Origin of the sequence: Novipirellula artificiosorum, from assembly GCF_007860135.1 — a bacterium.
Taxonomy (GTDB): Bacteria; Planctomycetota; Planctomycetia; order Pirellulales; family Pirellulaceae; genus Novipirellula_A; species Novipirellula_A artificiosorum.
In genome coordinates, this window is record NZ_SJPV01000008.1 from 25,319 (window position 1) to 45,385 (window position 20,067).

Annotated in this window: 21 protein-coding genes; 12 read left to right on the plus strand and 9 right to left on the minus strand. The window is 55.5% G+C overall.

Annotation, left to right across the window (positions count from 1 at the left end; genetic code table 11):
• The first annotated feature begins 96 nt into the window (after positions 1 to 96).
• From rpmF to Poly41_RS20595, 6 genes are all read left to right on the plus strand, one after another.
• Positions 97 to 279, plus strand: coding sequence for a 50S ribosomal protein L32 (gene rpmF / locus Poly41_RS20570; RefSeq protein WP_146528623.1), 183 nt, complete (start codon positions 97 to 99; stop codon positions 277 to 279).
• Between the two features lie 45 nt (positions 280 to 324).
• Positions 325 to 1,251, plus strand: a complete 927-nt coding sequence (fabD, locus tag Poly41_RS20575) for an ACP S-malonyltransferase (protein WP_146528624.1) — start codon at positions 325 to 327, stop codon at positions 1,249 to 1,251.
• A 32-nt stretch (positions 1,252 to 1,283) separates the two neighbouring features.
• Positions 1,284 to 2,042, plus strand: coding sequence for a 3-oxoacyl-[acyl-carrier-protein] reductase (gene fabG, locus Poly41_RS20580; protein WP_146528625.1), 759 nt, complete (start codon positions 1,284 to 1,286; stop codon positions 2,040 to 2,042).
• Positions 2,043 to 2,310: 268 nt separating this feature from the next.
• Positions 2,311 to 2,556: an acyl carrier protein gene (gene acpP, locus Poly41_RS20585; RefSeq protein WP_146528626.1), complete on the plus strand. Its 246-nt coding sequence runs from the start codon at positions 2,311 to 2,313 to the stop codon at positions 2,554 to 2,556.
• 235 nt (positions 2,557 to 2,791) lie between these two features.
• Positions 2,792 to 4,042: a beta-ketoacyl-ACP synthase II gene (fabF, locus tag Poly41_RS20590; RefSeq protein ID WP_146528627.1), complete on the plus strand. Its 1,251-nt coding sequence runs from the start codon at positions 2,792 to 2,794 to the stop codon at positions 4,040 to 4,042.
• Between the two features lie 110 nt (positions 4,043 to 4,152).
• Positions 4,153 to 4,995: a hypothetical protein gene (locus Poly41_RS20595; protein ID WP_146528932.1), complete on the plus strand. Its 843-nt coding sequence runs from the start codon at positions 4,153 to 4,155 to the stop codon at positions 4,993 to 4,995.
• A 38-nt stretch (positions 4,996 to 5,033) separates the two neighbouring features.
• On the opposite strand, the gene Poly41_RS20600 is transcribed toward Poly41_RS20595, so the two are convergent.
• Complete coding sequence (locus Poly41_RS20600; protein WP_146528628.1) at positions 5,034 to 6,014, minus strand: sugar phosphate isomerase/epimerase family protein; 981 nt, start codon at positions 6,012 to 6,014, stop codon at positions 5,034 to 5,036.
• Positions 6,015 to 6,127: 113 nt separating this feature from the next.
• Complete coding sequence (locus Poly41_RS20605) at positions 6,128 to 6,703, minus strand: DUF4416 family protein (RefSeq protein ID WP_146528629.1); 576 nt, start codon at positions 6,701 to 6,703, stop codon at positions 6,128 to 6,130.
• A 145-nt stretch (positions 6,704 to 6,848) separates the two neighbouring features.
• On the opposite strand from Poly41_RS20605, the gene Poly41_RS20610 reads away from it, so the two are divergent.
• Positions 6,849 to 7,961 carry a pyridoxal phosphate-dependent aminotransferase gene (locus Poly41_RS20610; RefSeq protein WP_146528630.1) on the plus strand — a complete coding sequence of 371 codons (1,113 nt, stop codon included), beginning with the start codon at positions 6,849 to 6,851 and terminating at the stop codon, positions 7,959 to 7,961.
• Positions 7,962 to 8,062: 101 nt separating this feature from the next.
• Here Poly41_RS20610 and Poly41_RS20615 read toward each other — a convergent pair whose 3' ends face one another.
• A complete protein-coding gene (locus Poly41_RS20615; protein ID WP_146528631.1) occupies positions 8,063 to 8,257 on the minus strand; it encodes a hypothetical protein in 195 nt (64 codons plus the stop codon).
• A 367-nt stretch (positions 8,258 to 8,624) separates the two neighbouring features.
• Here Poly41_RS20615 and Poly41_RS20620 point away from each other — a divergent pair, with 367 nt between their 5' ends.
• Both Poly41_RS20620 and Poly41_RS20625 read left to right on the plus strand, forming a co-directional pair.
• On the plus strand, positions 8,625 to 9,635 hold the full coding sequence (locus Poly41_RS20620) for an L-threonylcarbamoyladenylate synthase (RefSeq protein ID WP_146528632.1): 1,011 nt from the start codon (positions 8,625 to 8,627) through the stop codon (positions 9,633 to 9,635).
• 215 nt (positions 9,636 to 9,850) lie between these two features.
• Positions 9,851 to 11,476 (plus strand): ATP-binding protein, encoded by a 1,626-nt coding sequence (locus tag Poly41_RS20625; RefSeq protein WP_390621458.1) that lies wholly within the window; start codon positions 9,851 to 9,853, stop codon positions 11,474 to 11,476.
• Positions 11,477 to 11,484: 8 nt separating this feature from the next.
• On the opposite strand, the gene Poly41_RS20630 is transcribed toward Poly41_RS20625, so the two are convergent.
• From Poly41_RS20630 to arfB, 4 genes are all read right to left on the minus strand, one after another.
• A complete protein-coding gene (locus tag Poly41_RS20630; protein WP_231615814.1) occupies positions 11,485 to 12,165 on the minus strand; it encodes a response regulator transcription factor in 681 nt (226 codons plus the stop codon).
• 279 nt (positions 12,166 to 12,444) lie between these two features.
• Positions 12,445 to 13,812, minus strand: coding sequence for an ATP-binding protein (locus Poly41_RS20635; RefSeq protein WP_231615815.1), 1,368 nt, complete (start codon positions 13,810 to 13,812; stop codon positions 12,445 to 12,447).
• 35 nt (positions 13,813 to 13,847) lie between these two features.
• Positions 13,848 to 14,585: a UvrB/UvrC motif-containing protein gene (locus tag Poly41_RS20640; RefSeq protein ID WP_146528633.1), complete on the minus strand. Its 738-nt coding sequence runs from the start codon at positions 14,583 to 14,585 to the stop codon at positions 13,848 to 13,850.
• 186 nt (positions 14,586 to 14,771) lie between these two features.
• Positions 14,772 to 15,200 carry an alternative ribosome rescue aminoacyl-tRNA hydrolase ArfB gene (arfB, locus tag Poly41_RS20645; protein WP_146528634.1) on the minus strand — a complete coding sequence of 143 codons (429 nt, stop codon included), beginning with the start codon at positions 15,198 to 15,200 and terminating at the stop codon, positions 14,772 to 14,774.
• A 216-nt stretch (positions 15,201 to 15,416) separates the two neighbouring features.
• Here arfB and Poly41_RS20650 point away from each other — a divergent pair, with 216 nt between their 5' ends.
• Positions 15,417 to 15,803 carry a hypothetical protein gene (locus tag Poly41_RS20650; protein WP_146528635.1) on the plus strand — a complete coding sequence of 129 codons (387 nt, stop codon included), beginning with the start codon at positions 15,417 to 15,419 and terminating at the stop codon, positions 15,801 to 15,803.
• 165 nt (positions 15,804 to 15,968) lie between these two features.
• Positions 15,969 to 16,427 (plus strand): hypothetical protein, encoded by a 459-nt coding sequence (locus Poly41_RS20655; protein WP_197231488.1) that lies wholly within the window; start codon positions 15,969 to 15,971, stop codon positions 16,425 to 16,427.
• A 94-nt stretch (positions 16,428 to 16,521) separates the two neighbouring features.
• Here the strand turns inward: Poly41_RS20655 and Poly41_RS20660 are convergent, their stop codons facing one another.
• Positions 16,522 to 17,169, minus strand: a complete 648-nt coding sequence (locus Poly41_RS20660) for a 3-keto-disaccharide hydrolase (protein WP_146528636.1) — start codon at positions 17,167 to 17,169, stop codon at positions 16,522 to 16,524.
• Between the two features lie 125 nt (positions 17,170 to 17,294).
• Between Poly41_RS20660 and ilvD the strand changes: the two genes are divergently transcribed.
• Entirely contained in the window at positions 17,295 to 18,974 is a 1,680-nt protein-coding gene (gene ilvD / locus Poly41_RS20665; protein WP_146528637.1) for a dihydroxy-acid dehydratase, read from the plus strand.
• A gap of 75 nt (positions 18,975 to 19,049) precedes the next feature.
• Here the strand turns inward: ilvD and Poly41_RS20670 are convergent, their stop codons facing one another.
• The gene (locus Poly41_RS20670) at positions 19,050 to 20,039 is read right to left on the minus strand and encodes a GDSL-type esterase/lipase family protein (protein WP_231615816.1); all 990 of its coding nucleotides are present in this window, start codon (positions 20,037 to 20,039) and stop codon (positions 19,050 to 19,052) included.
• Positions 20,040 to 20,067: the final 28 nt, after the last annotated feature.

A 20,067-nucleotide genomic window follows, 5' to 3' on the forward strand; every position in this document is an offset into this window, starting at 1 on the left:
AAAGAAAATGGCTGCGCCACGTTGACGAAACCGAGGTGTTGCTTCTACGATACGCGGCTCAAATCAACCGAAACCCCTCTCTATGGACCCCCAGAGATGGCTGTCCCCAAAAGAAAACACTCCAATAGCCGTACCGGTAAGCGCCGTAGCCACGACCGCGTCAAGCGACGCCAAGTGAGTTATTGCCCGCAGTGCAGTTCTGCCGTGCCGACTCACACGGTATGCCCAAAATGTGGGTATTACCAGGGTCGAACCGTGGTCGAGCAAGCTGACGAGTAGGCCAGGCTCGCTGCTGAATCTCAGCTTTGAAAAGAGGAGCCCGTTGTGGCACTTGATGTAAAATCCGCAGGCATTTTGTTTCCAGGGCAAGGTGCACAGGCTGTCGGTATGGGGAAATGGTTGTGCGAAACCTATCCTGCGGCACGCCGTCGTTTTGATGCTGCTTCGGAAGTTCTCGGTTACGACCTTGCGGCGCTCTGTTTTGAAGGTCCCGCCGAGAAGCTGAATGCGACCGAGTTTTGTCAGCCCGCCTTGTTTGTCGTTGGCGTTGCCGCCGCGGATGTCTTGACGGCGGAGCGGCCCGAATGGATCGACTCGATCAAAGCAGCTGCGGGCTTGAGTCTTGGCGAATACACCGCCGTCTGTTTTGCCGGCGGCATGAAGTTCGAAGACGCCGTCACCGTCGTGAAACGCCGTGGCGAGGCGATGCAGGCGGCGTCGGATGTGGTTCGTAGCGGCATGGCCAGCGTCGTTGGTTTGGACCTCGAAAAGGTGCAAGCGGTTTGCGATGAAGCTCGCGGCGAGGTTGACGTCCTACGTCCTGCGAACTTGCTCTGTCCCGGGAATATCGCAATTTCTGGTCATTTATCCGCGATCGATCGAGCGGAACCGATTGCCGAGCAAGCGGGAGCCATGAAGGTAATCCGGTTGACGGTGGCCGGTGCGTTTCACACCTCGTTGATGCAATCGGCTGTCGAAACCTTAGCGGAGGCGCTCGATGCGGTCGAAATCGAAAACACGCGAATCCCGGTCTACAGCAATGTCGATGGAAAACCGCACACCGATGCGGGGGAAATCAAAGATCTGCTGAGCCGCCAGGTGGTCAATCCTGTCCTTTGGGAGGCCTCGATTCGGCAGATGATGAACGATGGCATCGAAGGGTTCATCGAAGCGGGAACCGGCCGCATTCTGCAAGGCACCCTCAAGCGAATCAACCGCAGGACGCCGACCGAAGGCTTCGGCGACGGTTGATCCTCTCCCCTTTCTCGAACGACTGAAGACCAATGCAACTGACGATTTCCGTAGACCTGAAAGAACAAGTAGCCATCGTGACCGGAGCGTCGCAAGGTTTGGGGAAAGCCATCGCGGTTGCCCTTGGGCAGAATGGGGCAACGGTGGTTTGTTTGGCTCGGAACGCGGAAAAACTTGCAGCGACCGTTAGCGAAATCGAAGCGGCGGGTGGTTCCGCTGAAGCGGTTTCGGTGGATGTGACCGACCGAGCCGCAGCCGCCGCGGCGATCGAAGCAGCCCACAAAAAGCATGGCCGGCTCGATATCCTGGTCAACAACGCTGGGATCACAAGAGACAAGTTGATGCGTGGCATGTCCGATCAAGAATGGGACGACGTGATTGCGACCAACCTGACCAGTTGCTTTGTTTGTTGCCGGGCGGCCGCGGGCATCATGCGTAAGGCGAAATACGGTCGAATCATCAATATGGCCAGTATTTCGGGGCTGATCGGCAACCCAGGCCAAGCGAATTATTCGGCCAGCAAGGCTGGCATGATCGGCTTCACGCGAACGCTGAGCAAGGAATTGGTGAACCGCGGCGTCACCGTGAATGCGATCGCGCCCGGCTTTATCGCCAGCGAAATGACCAAAGAGCTTGGTGATGTGGTGCTCGCGGAGGTCAAGAAACGAATCCCAGCGAAACGTGTCGGCGAGCCCGAGGACGTTGCGGCTGCTGCGTTGTTCTTGGCATCCAAGGACGCGGGTTACATTTCTGGCCAAACGATCGTTGTCGACGGCGGCATGACCGGCTAGGTTTGCCAAATCGGACCGCTTACGAGATGTGAAGCTGGGAAAAGAATTGAGAAGCGAGGAAAAACACGAGACTTCCGCCCCAGAAGGGCCTTCGGTGTATTGACGGGATTTAGCTGTTTAACCTATTCTTTTCCGCGAAAGCGTTGGGTGTTGCCGGGCTCTTTATTGTACAGATCGCCGGCTTGATGGATTGAGTCTTGACCCAATCCTAACGCCATTCCCTTCCTCCCTAACATATTTGCTGACATTTCCCCCTGGAGTATAGCCCATGGCTAGCGTCGAAGAACGCGTTGTCGACATCGTTGCTGAACAACTTGGCGTCGACAAAGACAAGATCACACGCGAAACCTCGTTTGTGAATGATCTGGGTGCCGACTCGCTCGACACCGTTGAATTGGTAATGGAACTCGAGGAAGAGTTCGACATCAGTATTCCCGATGAGGCTGCTGAGAAGATCCAAAAGGTTGGTGAAGCCGTCGATTTCATCGAAAACTCCAAAGGCGAAGATGCGTAATCTCGGTTGAACTGCTTTAGGTATCACGACCGAGATCAATCGCTTCACCAACATTTTTAGTGTTGACGCTGTTGCCGCCCAAGAATTTTATCCTTTTTCTTCGCAGAGAACGGGTGATTTTTCGAAGGCGGCATTTGTTTTAGTTTCCCTTCGAGAACCCTTGCCGTTTCCAGGATCGGTTCTTGACCTCTCCTCTGCACCCTTTGTTTTACGTTTTTCTTGAAGGCTCTTTTCGATGCAAACGCGGTCGGCACGTCGTGTGGTTATTACTGGAATGGGGGTGGTTACGCCGCTTGGACTCGACGTCGCGAAGTTTTGGCAACGCTTGATTGCCGGTGAATCAGGCGTCCATCCTTTAACGATTCTCGATACCAGCCAATACAAGGTCCACTTCGGTGGTGATATTCCTGATTTCAACTTGAAGGGAATCGTCGAGCATCGAGAAGTCAAACGACTCGATCGCTTTACGCAGTTTGCCGTCCATGCGGGACATCAAGCGATCAATGATTCGAAGATCGATTTTGATTCGGTCGACCGGCTACGATGCGGGGTTGTGATTGGATCGGGCGTTGGAGGGCTGAGCGAAATCGAAGCTCAAATTGAGAAGATGATCAAGAAAGGGCCTGATCGAGTCAGCCCGTTCACCGTTCCGAAGATGATGCTCAATGCAGCCGGTGGGAACATCTCGATCACCTATGGATTGCGAGGCCCGAACTATGCGGTTGCCACCGCATGCGCGAGTGCGACCAACGCGATTGGTGAAGCGCTGCGCAGTATTCGTCTGGGGGAAACGGACCTGATGGTTACCGGGGGAAGTGAAGCCGCGATCACGCCGATGGGCTTGGCCGCTTTCCAGAATATGAAAGCGCTGTCTACCCGCAACGACGACCCTCAAGCAGCGAGCCGACCGTTTGATGCCGACCGTGACGGGTTTGTCATGGGGGAAGGCGCGGGGGTCCTCGTGCTCGAAGAGCTCCAACACGCTCAGGCTCGAGGCGCCAACATTTATGCGGAGTTGCTAGGCTACGGGACGACCAGCGACGCGGGACATATCACAGCCCCGGATCCCAACGGCACCGGCGCTTCGGCGGCGATGCAAGCGGCGATTGATGATGCGGGAATCGAACCGACCGTCGTTGACTACATCAACGCTCACGGCACGAGCACCCCGCTCGGGGATAAAGCGGAAACGCAAGCGATCAAGAAGGTGTTCGGAGATCACGCGTATCAGCTTGCCGTCAGTAGTACCAAGAGTGCGCTCGGGCACTCGCTCGGCGCAAGTGGTGGGATCGAAGCGGTCGTTACCTGTAAAATTATCGAGAATTCCCTGATCGCACCCACGATCAACTACCAAACGCCCGATCCAAGTTGCGATTTGAATTACACGCCGAACGAAGCTCAACCACGAGAAGTGAAGGTGGCGATGAGCAATAGTTTTGGCTTTGGTGGACATAACGCGTGTATCGTGATTGGCAAGTTTGCCTAGGCGGTTTGCTTTCGTCGACGCGACCGGGAACGCAGCCGCAGCCGGACAGGACGAGAAGGATATCGGGGCTCTTTTGTTGAACGAATCTTAGGCGAATCATGTCCACTCCCATTCTCGATCGCGCGGAATACATCGAGCAGGGGTATCTTTTTCAACTGTTGCGTGAGCGAATCGGCGAGCAAATGCCGATGCAGGAGTTGCTTGAACAGCTTCGCCTCGAATTGCTAACGACAACGAAGTTGCCGATGGCGATCGATTACCTGCTGACGGAATTAAAGCACTCAGGCATGATGGCTCCGGCCATGCTTCGGCTAAGCCATTACTTTACGTCGTTTCAAGCCTATTTAATCGAGGCGTCCGAGAGTGAAACGGGACGATTTGATACCGTCACCGCGTTGCAGGTACTGGAAGCGGACGCAAAGTATCGGGCTGCCGGTGCCACCGCAGCCGGAATGTTTTTGTACCAATTCGAGGCTCTTTGTCGAAACCGGCTGAACTACGATAAAGGGCTCACGGCGATGAGCAACGACCCGATCTACGACGACGCTTGGGCGAAGTGGATTTTGATACTGCGAGCCCAAGTCGGGTTGGTTGACTTGGCCGATTTGTTGTTCTTGGCAAGCGATGACTACAAACGGCGGCTGATCGATGCCGACGAGACACTCAAAGGTAAAGGCCCGTTTCTGTTCGGCGAAAAGGAAGGACGCATTGCGTTTGGCAATCGTCGCAAAGAACCGCTGTACCTTTTCGCAGCGATGCAGAGGCACTTGGGTTACCCAGCGGTTCCGCGACCGGTTCACGCCAATCGCGACCACGAGATCATTCCGCAGTTGGCTCGCCGGATCGAACGCTTAGACGCCCGGATCAAGCTGCTCGAAGAAGAGCAGCGATCCGGGATCGACATCACGAAGTTCTATGAAAGCAACAAGAGCAAACTCAAGTTGCCCGAATAGTTTTTTTTCGGAATCGACCGTTTCGCCGTAATCAAACGTTATCGAGCGGAAACCGGCTGGCTCAACTTTGCAGCGACACGCTCGAGCAAAGCCTTGCTCTTGCGAATGCCTTCGTATTCGTCGCCCCCCCCTTCGTATTCGATGCCAACGTAGCCGTGGTAGCCATGGCTCAGCACGATGCTCATCATCTTTTCGTAGTCAGTTTGATAGGCTTTTCCATCAATGTTCGCATGAACGACGAGGAAATCACCAGCGAAGTCATGAGTCTTTGCGCTAACGGCTTTCGCATACGGCATCATCAACTCAACGCCTTCGTAGTTGTCAAACCATTCCGGTGGATTGCGGTTGACGAAGAAGTTCCCAAAGTCGGGGAGCGTGCCGCAGTTGTCGAGGCCGACCATCTTGATGGTGTCCGACAACCATTTGCCGTTACTGCTTAAACCGCCGTGGTTTTCGACAATGACGCCGAGTCCCTGCGGAGCGGCGTATTCACTGAGTTTTCGCAGGCCATCCGCTGCAAGCTTTTGTTGTTCCTCGTAGCTTCCGCGGCTTGATGCGTTGACACGAATGCTGTGACAACCAAGGAACTTCGCCGCATCGACCCACTGGTAATGGTTCTCCACCGCTTGCTTGCGTTTGGCGTCATCGGGATCGCCTAAGGCGCCTTCGCCATCGACCATGATCAAGACGCTGTTGACCCCAAGGTCTTTGCATCGCGTTTTTAGTTCGGCGAGATACTTGTTGTCTTTTGCTTTGTCTTTGAAGAACTGGTTAACGTATTCCACCCCATCGATGCCAAACTCATTCTTTGAGATGCCTGGGAAATCCATGTTGGTGACTCCCGAGGATGCATCACGCAGCGTGCGATGGAGCGACCATTCGGCGAGCGAGATTTTAAAGGGGGCATCGTCCGATTCGTTGGCGAACAAACGAGATCCAAACAGTCCGGTTGCAGCAAACGCCGCACTGGATGCTTGCAGGAATTGACGACGATCGGAAGAGAACGGTGTTTTGGGCATTACGTATGGATCCTAAAGAGGGAAAGGATGGTGTTGCATGAACCCCATGATTGTAACTGCTAAGCCGGACGTTCTGTAAAGGCTGAACATCAACGGCTCAGCGATTCCTGTTTTCAGGTGCTTTGACGGCTTGCCCGGCTTCGGAATTGACGCGTCGATTTGATGTGTTGTCGAAGTCGGCTGCGGCATTGGTTTGCAAATTGTTTCACCTCCTCGGTTCGGTAGTCGGGATAGGTCCAGCGGTGATCGATCCACTGGCGATGCACATACGTTAGCGTCACTTCGGCAAAGATCCCGTCACGCAGGTAGATCCGGTGATCGCGGTCTTTCGTGGTTGCTAAGACCAGTTTGGCCTGTGTCACATACCCGCAATCCAGGTTTAAGGGGCGTGGTTCCGTGGCTTCGCTCGCCGATGCGTACTGTCGCTCGAGAGCATTGGTTTCCAATTTCCAGTCGGCCAATGGCGAGGGGTCGCACGGGCTGCCGAAGGCGACAATGGTTTTTTCTAAGCCGGCGCCCATTTCGGTTTCATAGTAGCCGCCTGCTTCAAAGGGCATCACGGTTGTGTTCACGACCGCCTCGCCCCAACGCCCGCAAAGCTGGTCAATGGCCCACTGTCGCGTTGCCTCGTAACGCGAAATCACCGCACAAATACGGATCACCGGTTCGACGGATTGGATTTTTGCCATCTGCTCACCTTGGTTCGTTGCTTACCACGCCTCCTCCGCACCGGACAACCGTCATGCGGGCTACAGCCCGATCCACAATTCTTGATACACTTGTCGGTTCAATCGACTCTCCTGTTTACCTTCTCGTGTTCGAAGTGAACTTGCAATGCACCCATGGATCGCTGATCGCACCACCACGTTTGATAGTAGCGGTATTCGAAAAGTCTTTGATTTGGCCGCCAAACTAAAGGATCCCGTGAATTTGTCGATTGGGCAACCCGATTTCGATGTTCCGGATTCGATCAAAGAGGCTGCGATCGAAGCGATTCGCGATGGTAAAAATGCGTATTCCCCCACCCAAGGGATCGCGGAATTGAGGGAAGCCATCCGTCAAGAGGTTGCCGCCAAGTATTCGCATGAAGATCGTGATGTTTTCGTGAGCAGCGGGACCAGTGGCGGGTTGATGTTGGCGATGTTGTCGATGGTGAATCCCGGCGATGAAGTCATTTTCTTGGACCCGTTCTTTGTCATGTACCCTGCGCTCGTACGAATGTGCGGCGGCGTTCCCGTCCCAGTCGATTCGTATCCCGATTTTGATCTCGACGTCGAAAAAATTGCTGCGGCTATCACTCCAAGAACCAAGATGATTCTGCTCAACAGTCCTGCCAATCCCACAGGCGTGACCGCGTCCGAAGCGGAATTGAAGGCCGTCGCCGCTTTAGCCGCTGACAAAAAAATCGCCCTCTTATCAGATGAGATCTACAGCCGGTTCTTCTATGACGGTGACTTTGTTTCGCCGGCTTCGTTCAATGATCAGACCATCGTGATCGATGGGTTCAGCAAGAGCCATGCGATGACCGGTTGGCGAGTGGGGTACGTGCACGGGCCGAGTGAGATCGTTCGAACGATGCTCAAAATCCAGCAATACTCGTTCGTCTGTGCACCACAACCGGCGCAGTGGGGAGCGCTCCGAGCGATGGAAGTGAGCCTTCGCGGCCACATGGATGACTACCGACGAAAACGTGATTTTATCGTCGAATCGCTCAGTGATTGTTACGAGATTGCACGACCCGGCGGTGCCTTTTATGTCTTTCCCAAAGCTCCCGGCGACAGCGGCGCAGCGTTTGTCGAACGAGCGATTGGCCAGGGTTTGCTGATCATCCCAGGTAACATTTTCAGCTCGCGTGACACCCATTTTCGGATCAGTTTCGCCGCCAGTGATGACCAACTGCGGCGGGGCGTCGAGATCCTGCGGTCGCTTGCAGGTGCCTCCGTTTAGGATTCACCCTTCGTGCGTTTTGTACCGAGGTCGGTCGTGGGGGCGGCTGCCGGTTCGATACCGGAATCCCGTACGATCACCAGGATGCTGCGGCACGACGGTTATTCGCCATCGTGACCGGTATTGCAGCGGAGTACATACTGCTGCGATCGTTCGGTGGCGTCCGCGCGAATCGCGGCAAGTAAAGCTCCAAGCGGCTCGGCTGGCGCCGGGCGAAGGGGCTGCGGCGTCAATTCCTTTTGAGTCCTAAGTGTGCTTTCGAGTGGGGCGACGTTCGGATTCGCAACAGCGTTCATGGGAGAGTCAGCCTTTGAAAGGGATGAATCGAAAATCTCGATGGATAACTGCACCAAGAATTGAGTGACAACTTGCCAGCAATCCCTGGGCACGCATCAGAACGCGTAACCTGGAACGATGGCCCGCACGAAAATGATCGCCACGGACGTGAGTTTGCTAGCGTTTGGCCCTCTGTTGACTTGCAATGCGATTGAAGCAGAATCTTCTCGGAACCGATGAATTTTACCCGCGGAGAAAAGTGAACAGTTGGAGAGTCTTTCTTGAAGCAAACGGGGCCCCCTTTTTACGCGGGCGACTGCCAAGCTTAGCGGGATCGAAGACGGGTGCGTCCTTTTTTCGTTGAGGTCGGTTTGCTAGATTAACTCGATGACAGAGACGCTGATTCAACTGCCGAGTGAATCGACCCTTGATCGAGCCGTGACGCTGCTTGGTGAAGGCCGACTCGTGGTCCTTCCCACCGAGACCGTTTATGGCTTGGCCGCCAATGCGTGGAATCGCGAGGCGGTGATGCGGATTTTCGCCGCAAAACAGCGGCCTGCGAATAATCCCTTGATCGTGCACGTTGCCTCCGTAGACCGGATTGGCGAAGCGGCAGCGTTGCCGGTTGACGGTTCGACGCGGCAACAATTTGATGCACTGAGCGATTTGTGGCCGGGGCCGTTGACGCTCGTTTTGCCACGCAGCGAAAAGGTTCCTCCTTGCGTGACCGCTGGCCGCGACACGGTGGCGGTCAGGGTCCCCTCGCATCCCGTCGCCACGCGACTGCTTGAGCGGTGTCCCTTTCCGATCGCAGCCCCGAGTGCGAACCGTTCCAACTACATCAGCCCGACGACGGCCGAGCATTGCGCCCGTGGATTAGCAGGCGAGGTCGAGCTGATCATCGACGGGGGCCCGTGTGATTGTGGTGTCGAGTCGACGATCGTCGCGCTTGATCGATCGGGAGCTCGCTTGTTGAGACCGGGCGCCGTCTCGGCCGAAGAGGTTGCCCGTCGACTCGATGTTCCGATCGAAAGATTGATTCGACAAACGCAGTTCGAACCTGGTGAAATCGAATCGCCGGGCATGCTGCGCGAGCACTACAGTCCGTCGACGCCACTTTTTCTGTTGGCCGGCAACCAAGCCGTTGATGTCTTGCCGCGAACAGGACGGATCGCCTTCTCACCTCTCGATACCGCAGAGGCGACTCAATACGATCGACTTGAAACGCTGAGTGATTCGGGTGACCTCAACGAAGTGGCTCGGCGGCTGTTCGCCGCGCTGAGGCGGTTGGACCTTTTGGGGCTCGACCAGATCCATGTGGATGTGTGTGAGCCGATTGGGATGGGACGTGCGATCATGGACCGGCTTTGTCGCGCGGCCGCGAAGCATCAGCCGTAATGCTGGGCTGGCAGTTCCCCGCTTTAACAACGGGGGGATTTATGCCGGTTGTTCTGGATCTGCGTTAACTGCGGGCTGTCGTGACCAGGAACTCCGTTCGCTTTCTCGAGCCTCTGCGGAACTTGGCCGCGTCGATCGCCGATAACAAACGTGGGAGTGTCTTCTTGCGCTCAATCTGTTTTTGACCGCGTTCTCGATCACTCAAAAGTAAACTGATGAATCGCCCGAACACTTCAAATGGCTCAAGCATGTCGAGCAGCGTGGACACCAAACAGGATGGGAACCAAAATCCGGTCGAAGATCAGCTTGATGCGTTGATCTCTCGAATCCATTCGCTCAGCGGTGAGCGTCCCGCCGAACCCCGTCGCGAGAAGCAGCCGCCACGAGCTGCGCGACCCACCACCGAACCAGCCGCTTCGGCGCCGCTTCAACAAGCGCCCCCTCCAACGCCACCGGTCTCCGCTCCCGTTGCCACCAAGTCTTCTGGGCAACCGATTGCCGCGGCGCCGCCAACAAATAGGGGGCAAGGCAATGCGGGAGCCGCTGCTGCCGCCGCGGGCTTTACGCCAAGTCGCGACGAATGTTGGCGTCCGGCCGAGCCCCGTGATTTGCAGTCGTGCCGTATCAATGAGTCGTTGCTTGAAGCGATCGTCTATCGCTACCTGCGAAATGTTGGCGAGTGCGAAGGTCGCAAAGTTGCTGATCAGGTCAAGCTGCCGTTCCGGTTGGTCGAGCCTCTGCTGAATCGACTCAAAATGGAGCAACGCGTCGCTTACAAAAGCTCGACGGCAACGAACGATTACGTCTATGTGTTGACCGAAACCGGCCGCGAAGTCGCCCGCAACCTCTCCTCCGATTGCACCTACTTTGGAGCGTGCCCGACCAGCTTGAATGAGTATGTGGAAAGCGTCCGCAAGCAAAGTATCGAGGGCCAGTATCCAAAGAAGCCCGACCTGGAACGTGCCTTTCACGACCTTCTAATCAATCCGGCGATGTTAATTCGTCTCGGCCCTGCCGTTGCAAGTGGCCGTGGGATGTTCTTGTTTGGTTTTCCAGGCAACGGCAAAACATCGATCGCGGAGCGCGTCACCGGTGCATTTGGAAAATACATTTGGATTCCCCGTGCCATCGAACTTGACGGAGCGGTGCTGCGGGTCTTTGACCCCATGAACCACGAACTGGCGATGCCGGAGGCGGGGAAGGGACTGCTTGACCGCGGAAGCTTCGATAAACGTTGGGTTCGAATCAAGCGACCGACGATTGTCGCCGGGGGTGAGTTGACCTTGGAGATGCTTGAGGTGCAGTCCAATGCGGAGAGCAACATCAGCGAATCGCCGCTGCAGTTGAAAAGCAACTGTGGTACGCTCGTGATTGATGACTTTGGCCGTCAAAAGATGAGCATTGACCAACTGCTCAACCGTTGGATTATCCCACTTGAAAAGCGATACGATTTTCTGAATATGGCCAATGGTAAGAAAATCCAAGTGCCGTTTGACCAACTGGTCATCTTTAGCACCAACTTGGAACCCAAGGATCTCGTAGACGATGCCTTCCTCAGACGGATTCCTTATAAGATCGAGGTTCCTGATCCGCCCGAAGCTGACTTTCGCACGTTATTTGAGATCATGTGCAAGGTGACCAAGATCCCCTACAACGCGGAAGCGATTGAGTATCTCATTCAAACGCACTACTTGCCAATCAATCGACCGTTTCGCAATTGTCAACCGAGAGACTTGTTACTTCAGGTTCGCAACTTTTGTTTGTACAACGACTTTGAAGTGGAGTTGAAAAACGAGTACTTTGACTTCGCTTGTGAGAATTACTTCTCGGTCATGGATTGATCGGGCGATCAATCGTCACCGAAATCGCCGTCCTCGTCGAACTCCTCAAGCTCATCGGCGGGAGTGGTTGGATCTTCCGGAGCGCGTTTCCGCAGCTTCCGCTGCAGCGAACGGCGATGGATTCCGAGACGACGAGCCGCTTCGCTGATGTTGCCGCCACATTCCGATAACACGCGGTGGATGTGTTCCCATTCGTTCCGCGCAAGTGACGGTGCGGGGAAGATGTTGATCCCCTCGGGAACGCTCGGTTCATCGCCTCGCACAAACGCCGATAAAATATCATCCGCGTCGGCAGGCTTGCTGAGAAAATTGACCGCACCGGCACGGACGGCATCAATGGAAGTCGGAATGCTGCCGAAACCTGACAACAGAATGATTCGGGTTTTGGGTTCCATTTGCAGCAATTTTCGAAGCAGCTCCAGCCCGCTCTTGCCTGGCATGCGAAGATCCAACACGGCCAAGGCAGTCGGCCGCTGTGAAAAAACCTCAACCGCTTCGTCGTAATCACCCGCGGTCTCGACCCGAAAACCTCGCTGCTGCATCGCTAGCGACAATCGCTCACGCAACACCAGCGTATCGTCGACCAAGAGGATGCTGTCGGCGCCAACGGTCGCGGCGTTGTAAACAGGAGGCATGTCGCCGTTCGATTCACTCATCTGCACAAATGTTTCCGAGAGGAGGATCGTCATCCGATCCTGCTGGTTAATAGCCGGGGAACCCCGCCAAGATTTGCCGGGCCAAATTGCGGCATGGACCACTGAGTAGGACAATTTACCGCATGAAGCCGTTTCAGACAGCCCTACGCCTGCGTCAAAATTTCCCTATGGAGACTCGTTTCAACGCTTCTGAACCCCCCATGTTAGCATAGCCCTCGTAAATTATGAGTCAGACGAGGTGATTTTTGCTGAATTGACGCGGCAGTTCCCCCTACCAAGCCGGCATGAAAGAAGCCGGGTTGGGGCCTCGAATCAGCGACCCCGAGGAGCGTCGTCGTCGGATTGGACCAGCGGTAAGCGGACCGTCGCCGTGGTGCCGTTGTCCGGAGCGGAATCAAAATGGAGCTCGCCACCGAGCTGGGAAATGACATTTCGTGTCAGAAACAACCCCAGCCCAATCCCGCGGCCGGGTTCCTTGGTCGTGAAAAAGGGATCGCCCGCCCGCTTGAGCACCTCTCCGGACATCCCCTTTCCCGTGTCCTGAACGGTCAACTCCAATTGATCGCCCAGGCGTCGTGCGTCCAACCGAACGCGACCGTCGCTGCCACTGGCGTCGAGTCCGTTGTGGATCAGGTTTCGGATCGCTTGCGCAACCGCCTCTCGAGGAACCCACAGCGGTTGCTCTTCAATCGGGGCCATCCGTTCGTCGTCGATATCAACGCGATGTGGATCTCGAATGCCCTCGAGTGTCGCATCGATCAGATCTCCAACGGTCGTTTGGTCCCATCGCGGGGCCATCGAATCGCCCGCTGCCGACCTCATTCGAGCAAGGATTTGTCGGCACATTTCTAATTGACCGTCAATCAATAGCAAATCGGTATCGACCGTTTTGGGTTTCTCGACGCCCTCGAGATGCCGAGACAATTCACGAACGATCACATCGATCGTCGACAGCGGCGTTGCCAACTCATGAGCCGCTCCAGCGGCCAGCGTTGTGAGTCCTTCCAAACGGTAGTTTGCGGCTCGGGCTGCCTGAGCTCGTCTCAGGTCTTCTTCGCGTCGCTGCAATTCTCCTGCGGTCCGGGTCACGTAATAGGTCACCACACCCGCGCAGGTCGCAAACGCAAACAGCAACGCGCTGATGCGTAAATCAAAACCGTTTTCCACTCGCTCGATGGTGATGCCGTCGACCGGCACTGAAAAACGCAGCAGGAACGTGTAGCCAGCGATCGCGAGTACCGGCATCAACCAGCTGGCACTCGGGCGAATCATCACACCGCCCACGGCAAGGTTGACGAAGTAAAAAAACGTAAACGGGTTGTCCGCCCCTCCGCTGAAATACAACATCAATGTCAGACTGATCAAATCAAGCAGCATCAACCCCAGTGCGACCGACTGTAACAGAGCCGGCTCGCCGTCCAATTCGGTGGAGGGTTCCGCAGCCTCGTCCGCCGGATTTCCATGTAAATCGGATCTGCGGTAATCCTGATGACGTAACCAGAGGAGGTAACCGAAATTGGTGATTGCGGTAAACCCCACCAGCAACAACAACGGTAACAGAGAGAATTGAATGTCGGTTAGAAAACTGGCGATCACAATCGTCAGCAACTGCCCCATCACCGCCATCCATCGCAGATGGAGAAGCCAGGTGGAGGAACCGAGTCGTGCTGGAGCGAACATCGGGATTGGAAGCGATTCACCAGACGTAGGCACTCTCAGTTACTACCTTCCCGTCGTGTTAACTCGTCACGAAGCTTCGCTGCCAATTCGTATTGCTCTTTTTCGACGGCGGCGTTGAGTTGTTCGTTGAGCGTCTGTCCCACCGCATACTCACTGCGGAGCGATTCACGCATTTCGACCAACCGAATGACCAATTCGTCGTCCTCGAAATGGTCTTCCGCTTCGTGCTCCGCAAAGAATAGACGAATCGTTTCGAGCCCTGCGTTAATCGCTTGAATCGCTTCTTCGGCCGTGTTGTCTTCCAATTCGCCAAGTGCTTGCGCTTGGGTGCGATGGAACAGGACGAAGGGACGGTACTGTTCGTGTGACCCCGTCCATTCTTCATCAGGGCTCATTTGGCTACTTAGATCCATCAGTCGGAGTGTATGGTCTGCATCCATCACGGCGCGGTGATAATACTGCAGCCGCAACCAGCAAATCCGACGATGATAAAACTGCATGAACTCGCGGTCCACTTCGTTACATTGCTCATCGGTCAAAACGGCATTGGGGTTTTCCAACAGGACGATTTGCAGGTGATCCAGAAACGTTTCACACTCCTTGAAAACCGATCCGTCCGGCCGACCCGTTGTTTCCAGTTGCAGAATCCCCATGTCGACGCGCATTTGAATCACGTCGCGCCCATCTTTGCCTTTGACGAGCCGGACGTTTAGATTCGAAGGGTCAAATTCCCATCGAGACAGATGATCGTCAAGGTGCATCGATCGCTTCATCGATCCGTTCAACTAGAGAAGACTGCAAGGTTCACACGCACGTGTGGTCGATCGGGGGGCCCGCTCAGGAGCATGCCCGAATCACCAGAGTATAACAGGCTGAGTTTGAAGTTGAACCATTCGAAGAATCGAATGGACCCAGCAGCGAGTAAATTTTCATTGCCGCCTGTCCAGCGTCCCCAAGCGTCACTCGTTTGGGCCGGGGCCACGGCGATTTTGCTTCTTCTGAGAGTTTTGTCGTTTATGGTCCAAACGCCTCAATTGGCTGCCGCGGGTCGGTTTTGTCGCCTTGCGAGGCTTCGGCGGTGATTGGCACTCCAACAACATGTCAGCGAGTTTTTTTCGCACATCGGCGACGTTTCGGCCGCGGTCGCGGTACTTTTCGCTGTGCAGAATCAATTCGCCGTCGCGATTGATGCGATTTTGATAGCGAGCCACAAATCGGCGACGCCATCCTCCGTCAAAATCGCCACAGCATGCGGGGGACCAGCGCAAGGTGACCTTGGAGTTCACTTTGTTGACGTTCTGCCCACCGGGCCCGCTACTTCGCGCGCTGGTCAAGGTGATTTCCGCAGCCGGAATCGTCAGTCGTGAATTGATGAAAAGGTCGCTCATGGTTTTGCTCGTAGAACGAGAGCCGGTGTGTCTCGTCCAGGTTCGGGGTGAAAACGTAAGGGCGAGGAAAGACGGTACTCAGAAAAAGGGAGTTTTTTTCCGTTCCGCGTGACCAGACTTGTCACGCCCCCGTGCGATGGTAGTTCTGTCGCCCGGCGGTTCGGTGCGACGCAAACGAACCCAAGACTCTTGCTTCAATCACGGAAGAAACCTCTCATGCCAAAGTTTTACGTTCAATGTGGACCAGTGGAAACCATTGTTGACGCCGATTCGCCTTGCTCGGCGGCGATGAATGCGCTGGACGGCGTGCTTCAGTCACATCTGTGGATTTATGACGACAACGGATTGACCCCGCAGGATTGCCGGATGCACTTGATGCTGGAAGCCTTGCTGCACTTCGCCCCCTCGGTACGTGTCAGCGAGCAAGGCTTCCACCGCGATGACGCGATTCAAATCGGTACGCCCGAAACCATCGATCGTTGGCATCGATTGATGGTCGGCATGAGACGGCTGTTTGTTGCCGCAGGATTGGCCACTCGCCCGATGGCTTCGACCGCCAGCTCGCAGGACGCCTCCTTTTCGCCGCCTCGAGTCCCCCGATAACTCGAGTTCCCCGATCGGTTGATTGCCGCTGCCGGCTGATTCGGAAGTTCCGACAAAGGCGTTTGCCCTTTACGTCGCCGTCGTCGATTTGTTAACGGCACGATGGTGAGTGACTGCGACGGTTGAGAGTTTCAACGAAACGCCGTGTGACGAAAGGATGGCGAAATGTCCGCTTTGACAGCCCTGTTGGTGTTTTTGGCTTCAGCGATTGTTCCATCGGGCTCTGCTCGTGAGCCTGAAACAACCCAACAACAAGTCGATTTGATCGAACTCAACCATTTTGTCGATTCAGATGGTCGAGAGGTTTTCCAGCAGGTCATCTTTTACGATTGGTCGAAAGCAAGTCGCCGTTTTCACGTTCGTGCCTGGCGATTGATCAAGGCCCCCGACCAATTGCCAATCCGCCAATTTTCCCCCCCGATGTACCACTGCTCCTGGTACGAGGACCGGGTCAAACGCAAAGTCAACGCACCCACGATGCGAGAAACATGGTCTCAACAGGATCCTGAGCGGGTCAATCGCAAGTTCTTGCCGGAAGATCAGCGGGTGCCACTGTGGCCACCCGCGGTCGCCGCAAAGAACGACGGTCCGGGGCATGAGGAATCGGCTTCACGAACCCAATAGGGCGGCGAGTTGCCGCTCAGAGACAGAGCCGTCTTGACGGTCGTTGCGATCGAGAAAGCCGTCCCGATGGATTCTCGATCAAGTCCTCTCGGTGCTACAGCGACCGAATCCGCAGCTTGCGGTACCAGGCCTCGGTCGGCGGCCCGCTGTGAATCTGCAGTCCAATCACACCGGTTTGCGGGATGCCGGGATCTGCTTCGGTGTAGTCGACCGTTTGAGTGCCGTTGATAAAGATCTGGATGCGTGGTCCTTCACAACGAACACGGATCTCGTTCCAGCCGTCTTGTTTGACAATCTTTTTCTCGAGTTCCGGCGACACCTCTACCAAAAATTTGCGGCGCCGTGATTCGTCGTACAGCGCTCCCCAGATCGGCTTGCCGCCCAATTCGCCCATGTCCGCTTGGTAGCCGGCGACTTCGGTATCCCCCGGAATTCGCTTAGTGCGGAACTGCACTCCCGCATTCTTCACGTCGCCAATCAACTTTGCTTCGAGACGTAATTCAAAGTCGCCAAAGGGACGCGTGGTGCACAGAAATTCGTTGTGGGGGATCTTCTCATCCAGGCGTCCTGCTACGATCGCCTCGTCCTCGACACGGAACCAATACGCATTGCCTTCCCAGCCGGCCAACGTCTCGCCATCGAACAGCGACATGGATTTGAGTGGGAAATCGTCTTCCGCGGTCGTGATCAGTGGGTTTAGGGCGACCACAGAAACGACGAAAAACCAAGCAAATCGCAACATCTTGCTAACTCCGGAAGTGGGGTGCCGGATCGTCCCGTTGTGAAACGCTCCATGAAGATCATAATCGGAAGCCGGTAACCTCCGCAAACCAGTCCTCCCTTTCACGCAATTCGACAGAATCGGCCATGCACCAACCTCTCAACAAATACAGCAGCAAAATCACTCAGCCCAAAAGCCAGGGAGCGTCGCAGGCGATGTTGTACGCCACCGGCATGACCCCCGAGGACATGGATAAGCCGCAGGTGGGTATTGCCAGCATGTGGTACGAAGGCAACAGCTGCAACATGCACCTGCTCGATTTGGCCGCAGAGGTCAAGAAAGGGGTCGAGGAAAAGGGGATGGTCGGGATGCGGTTCAACACGATCGGCGTCAGTGACGGGATCTCGATGGGAACCGACGGCATGAGCTATTCGCTTCAAAGCCGTGATCTGATTGCCGATTCGATCGAAACGATCATGGCGGCCCAGTGGTACGACGCACTGGTGGCTTTGCCAGGTTGCGACAAGAACATGCCAGGATGCTTGATGGCGATGGGGCGGCTGAACCGACCCTCGATCATGGTCTATGGCGGAACGATCAAACCAGGTCACTACAAAGACGAAAAACTAGATATCGTCAGTGCATTTCAGTGCTACGGCCAATTCATTGCGGGACAGATCAGCGAAGAAGAACGCAAGGAAATCGTCCGTCACAGCTGCCCCGGAGCAGGTGCTTGTGGCGGCATGTATACCGCCAACACGATGGCCAGTGCGATCGAAGCACTTGGTATGTCGCTGCCTTACTCTGCCAGTATTCCGGCGGAAGACGTTTGGAAGATGGAAGAGTGCCATCAAACCGGTCCGGCAATCTTGAAACTGTTGGAACTCGATCTCAAGCCACGCGACATCATGACGCGCACCGCTTTCGAAAACGCCATGGTCACCGTCATGGCACTCGGCGGCAGCACCAACGCCGTCTTGCACCTGATTGCAATGGCTCGCGCCGTAGACGTCCCGATCACGATTGACGACTTTCAAAGCGTCAGCGATCGTATCCCGTTCCTGGCGGACCTGAAACCAAGCGGCAAGTTCGTGCAGGAAGATTTGCATTCGGTTGGGGGCACGCCCGCCGTGATGAAGTATTTGCTCAGCGAAGGACTCCTCGACGGATCCTGCATGACAGTGACGGGGCAAACGTTAGCGGAAAACCTCGAACCGCTGCCGGGACTTAAGGAAGGCCAAACGGTCGTGCACACTGTTAGCGATCCGATCAAAAAGACGGGGCATATCCGGATCTTAAAAGGATCCTTGTCGCCCGAAGGTTCGGTGGCAAAAATCACCGGGAAAGAAGGGCTGCAATTCTCGGGGCCGGCACGTGTGTTCGACAGCGAAGAGGACATGTTGCACGCTTTGGAAGAAAAGAAGATCCAAAAGGGGGATGTGGTCGTGATTCGTTACGAAGGGCCCAAAGGCGGCCCCGGCATGCCAGAGATGCTCACGCCGACCAGTGCGATCATGGGTGCTGGACTTGGCGGTGATGTCGCCCTGTTGACCGATGGCCGGTTCAGCGGTGGTAGCCATGGTTTTATCGTTGGACATATCACGCCCGAAGCACAAATTGGCGGGCCGATTGGATTGGTCCAAGATGGCGATACGATCACGATCGATGCGGAAACCAATCGACTCGATGTGGACCTCAGTGACGTGGAACTCGAAAAACGACGGTCGTCTTGGACCGCACCTGCACTGAAGGCCACTCGGGGAACGTTATACAAGTACATCAAAACCGTCAAAAGCGCAAGCGAAGGTTGCGTGACTGACGAGTGAGCGATCTGCAAGACCGCTAACGTGTCGTGGGTCTCAAAAAAGCAGTGGCAGTTCGTGCGTGTCGACTCTGCTTTTTTATCGATCGTGCCCTGTTAGGATTGGGTCGCCATACATTTGCCGTAGCGCTTTGGCAACACGCTTGGCAATCCGTCTGCTTCCGCGTGGGTTGCTGTGAATGCCGTCGTCGCTGAGTTGCGAATTCGGCATCCACATCCCTGGCGGCGCGATCGGACTCATCACCACCACCTGCCGAAGCCAGGTGTCGGCTACCAATTCGACGTCATGCTCGTAAGCGATTTCTCGTTCTAGGCTGGCAAAGGGGTCGAGGATAAAACCGCGAGGAATCTCCATCAGAATGACCTCGGCATCATGGTTGTGACAGCTTTCGATCATCGCGACCAAGTTTGCTTTCGTGGTCGCCCGGCTGTGCCCTTTCAAAAAGTCGTGGCCACCGACTTCGATGACGACCACTTGCGGATCGTGTTCAAGGACGCGATCCATCTGCCCGAGTGCCTGTGAGGTGGCGATGCCCGAAAAGCCAAGGTTCACCACCGGAACGGACAGCATTTCTCCGAGTGGATCGGGGTAGCCATGATCCGGCAGCATGCCGTCCGTTAGGCTATCGCCGATGCACACGATCGGCCGCGATCGATCGAGTGATCGCACTCTTCCGCAATGGATCACTTGAATCCATTCCCCAAGCACCCATCCCCAAGCACACCAAAGCACCAGTATCGAGATGATTGCATGCTTTCTTAAGACGGGCGGTTGATCTCGCGTCGTGAATCGCAATCCCGTTAGAAGCAACAGAATGCATCCGAGCGTTAGGATTGCAGGTGTCCGCGGAACAAGTTTGACCACGAAGATCGCCAGGCAGGTCAACAGCGGAAGCCAGCCCGGACGATCTCGCATTGCCAGGATCGTGTACCAGCCAATCCAGAACGCGATCACCCAGGGCAAAACGCTTGGGAAAGCGAGCAACGAAAGCACGACGGTGACCGCGATCGCAAAAGTTCGAAAGAGGCCACGCAGCGAGGTTCGCGGTGCACGTTGTTCGGTCGTCATCCGATTGGTGCTTTCGGTAGATAGGGTG

What these genes read in the sequence shown, in the direction of transcription:
- arfB (WP_146528634.1), bottom strand. Translation starts at nt 15,200, where the DNA reads ATGAGCGACCTTTTCATCAATTCACGACTGACGATTCCGGCTGCGGAA.
- rpmF (WP_146528623.1), top strand. Translation starts at nt 97, where the DNA reads ATGGCTGTCCCCAAAAGAAAACACTCCAATAGCCGTACCGGTAAGCGC.
- Poly41_RS20620 (WP_146528632.1), top strand. Translation starts at nt 8,625, where the DNA reads ATGACAGAGACGCTGATTCAACTGCCGAGTGAATCGACCCTTGATCGA.
- Poly41_RS20600 (WP_146528628.1), bottom strand. Translation starts at nt 6,014, where the DNA reads ATGCCCAAAACACCGTTCTCTTCCGATCGTCGTCAATTCCTGCAAGCA.
- acpP (WP_146528626.1), top strand. Translation starts at nt 2,311, where the DNA reads ATGGCTAGCGTCGAAGAACGCGTTGTCGACATCGTTGCTGAACAACTT.
- fabG (WP_146528625.1), top strand. Translation starts at nt 1,284, where the DNA reads ATGCAACTGACGATTTCCGTAGACCTGAAAGAACAAGTAGCCATCGTG.
- Poly41_RS20625 (WP_390621458.1), top strand. Translation starts at nt 9,851, where the DNA reads ATGAATCGCCCGAACACTTCAAATGGCTCAAGCATGTCGAGCAGCGTG.
- ilvD (WP_146528637.1), top strand. Translation starts at nt 17,295, where the DNA reads ATGCACCAACCTCTCAACAAATACAGCAGCAAAATCACTCAGCCCAAA.
- Poly41_RS20630 (WP_231615814.1), bottom strand. Translation starts at nt 12,165, where the DNA reads ATGACGATCCTCCTCTCGGAAACATTTGTGCAGATGAGTGAATCGAAC.
- Poly41_RS20640 (WP_146528633.1), bottom strand. Translation starts at nt 14,585, where the DNA reads ATGAAGCGATCGATGCACCTTGACGATCATCTGTCTCGATGGGAATTT.
- Poly41_RS20635 (WP_231615815.1), bottom strand. Translation starts at nt 13,812, where the DNA reads ATGTTCGCTCCAGCACGACTCGGTTCCTCCACCTGGCTTCTCCATCTG.
- Poly41_RS20670 (WP_231615816.1), bottom strand. Translation starts at nt 20,039, where the DNA reads ATGACGACCGAACAACGTGCACCGCGAACCTCGCTGCGTGGCCTCTTT.
- Poly41_RS20660 (WP_146528636.1), bottom strand. Translation starts at nt 17,169, where the DNA reads ATGTTGCGATTTGCTTGGTTTTTCGTCGTTTCTGTGGTCGCCCTAAAC.
- Poly41_RS20605 (WP_146528629.1), bottom strand. Translation starts at nt 6,703, where the DNA reads ATGGCAAAAATCCAATCCGTCGAACCGGTGATCCGTATTTGTGCGGTG.
- Poly41_RS20615 (WP_146528631.1), bottom strand. Translation starts at nt 8,257, where the DNA reads ATGAACGCTGTTGCGAATCCGAACGTCGCCCCACTCGAAAGCACACTT.
- Poly41_RS20650 (WP_146528635.1), top strand. Translation starts at nt 15,417, where the DNA reads ATGCCAAAGTTTTACGTTCAATGTGGACCAGTGGAAACCATTGTTGAC.
- fabF (WP_146528627.1), top strand. Translation starts at nt 2,792, where the DNA reads ATGCAAACGCGGTCGGCACGTCGTGTGGTTATTACTGGAATGGGGGTG.
- Poly41_RS20655 (WP_197231488.1), top strand. Translation starts at nt 15,969, where the DNA reads ATGTCCGCTTTGACAGCCCTGTTGGTGTTTTTGGCTTCAGCGATTGTT.
- Poly41_RS20610 (WP_146528630.1), top strand. Translation starts at nt 6,849, where the DNA reads ATGCACCCATGGATCGCTGATCGCACCACCACGTTTGATAGTAGCGGT.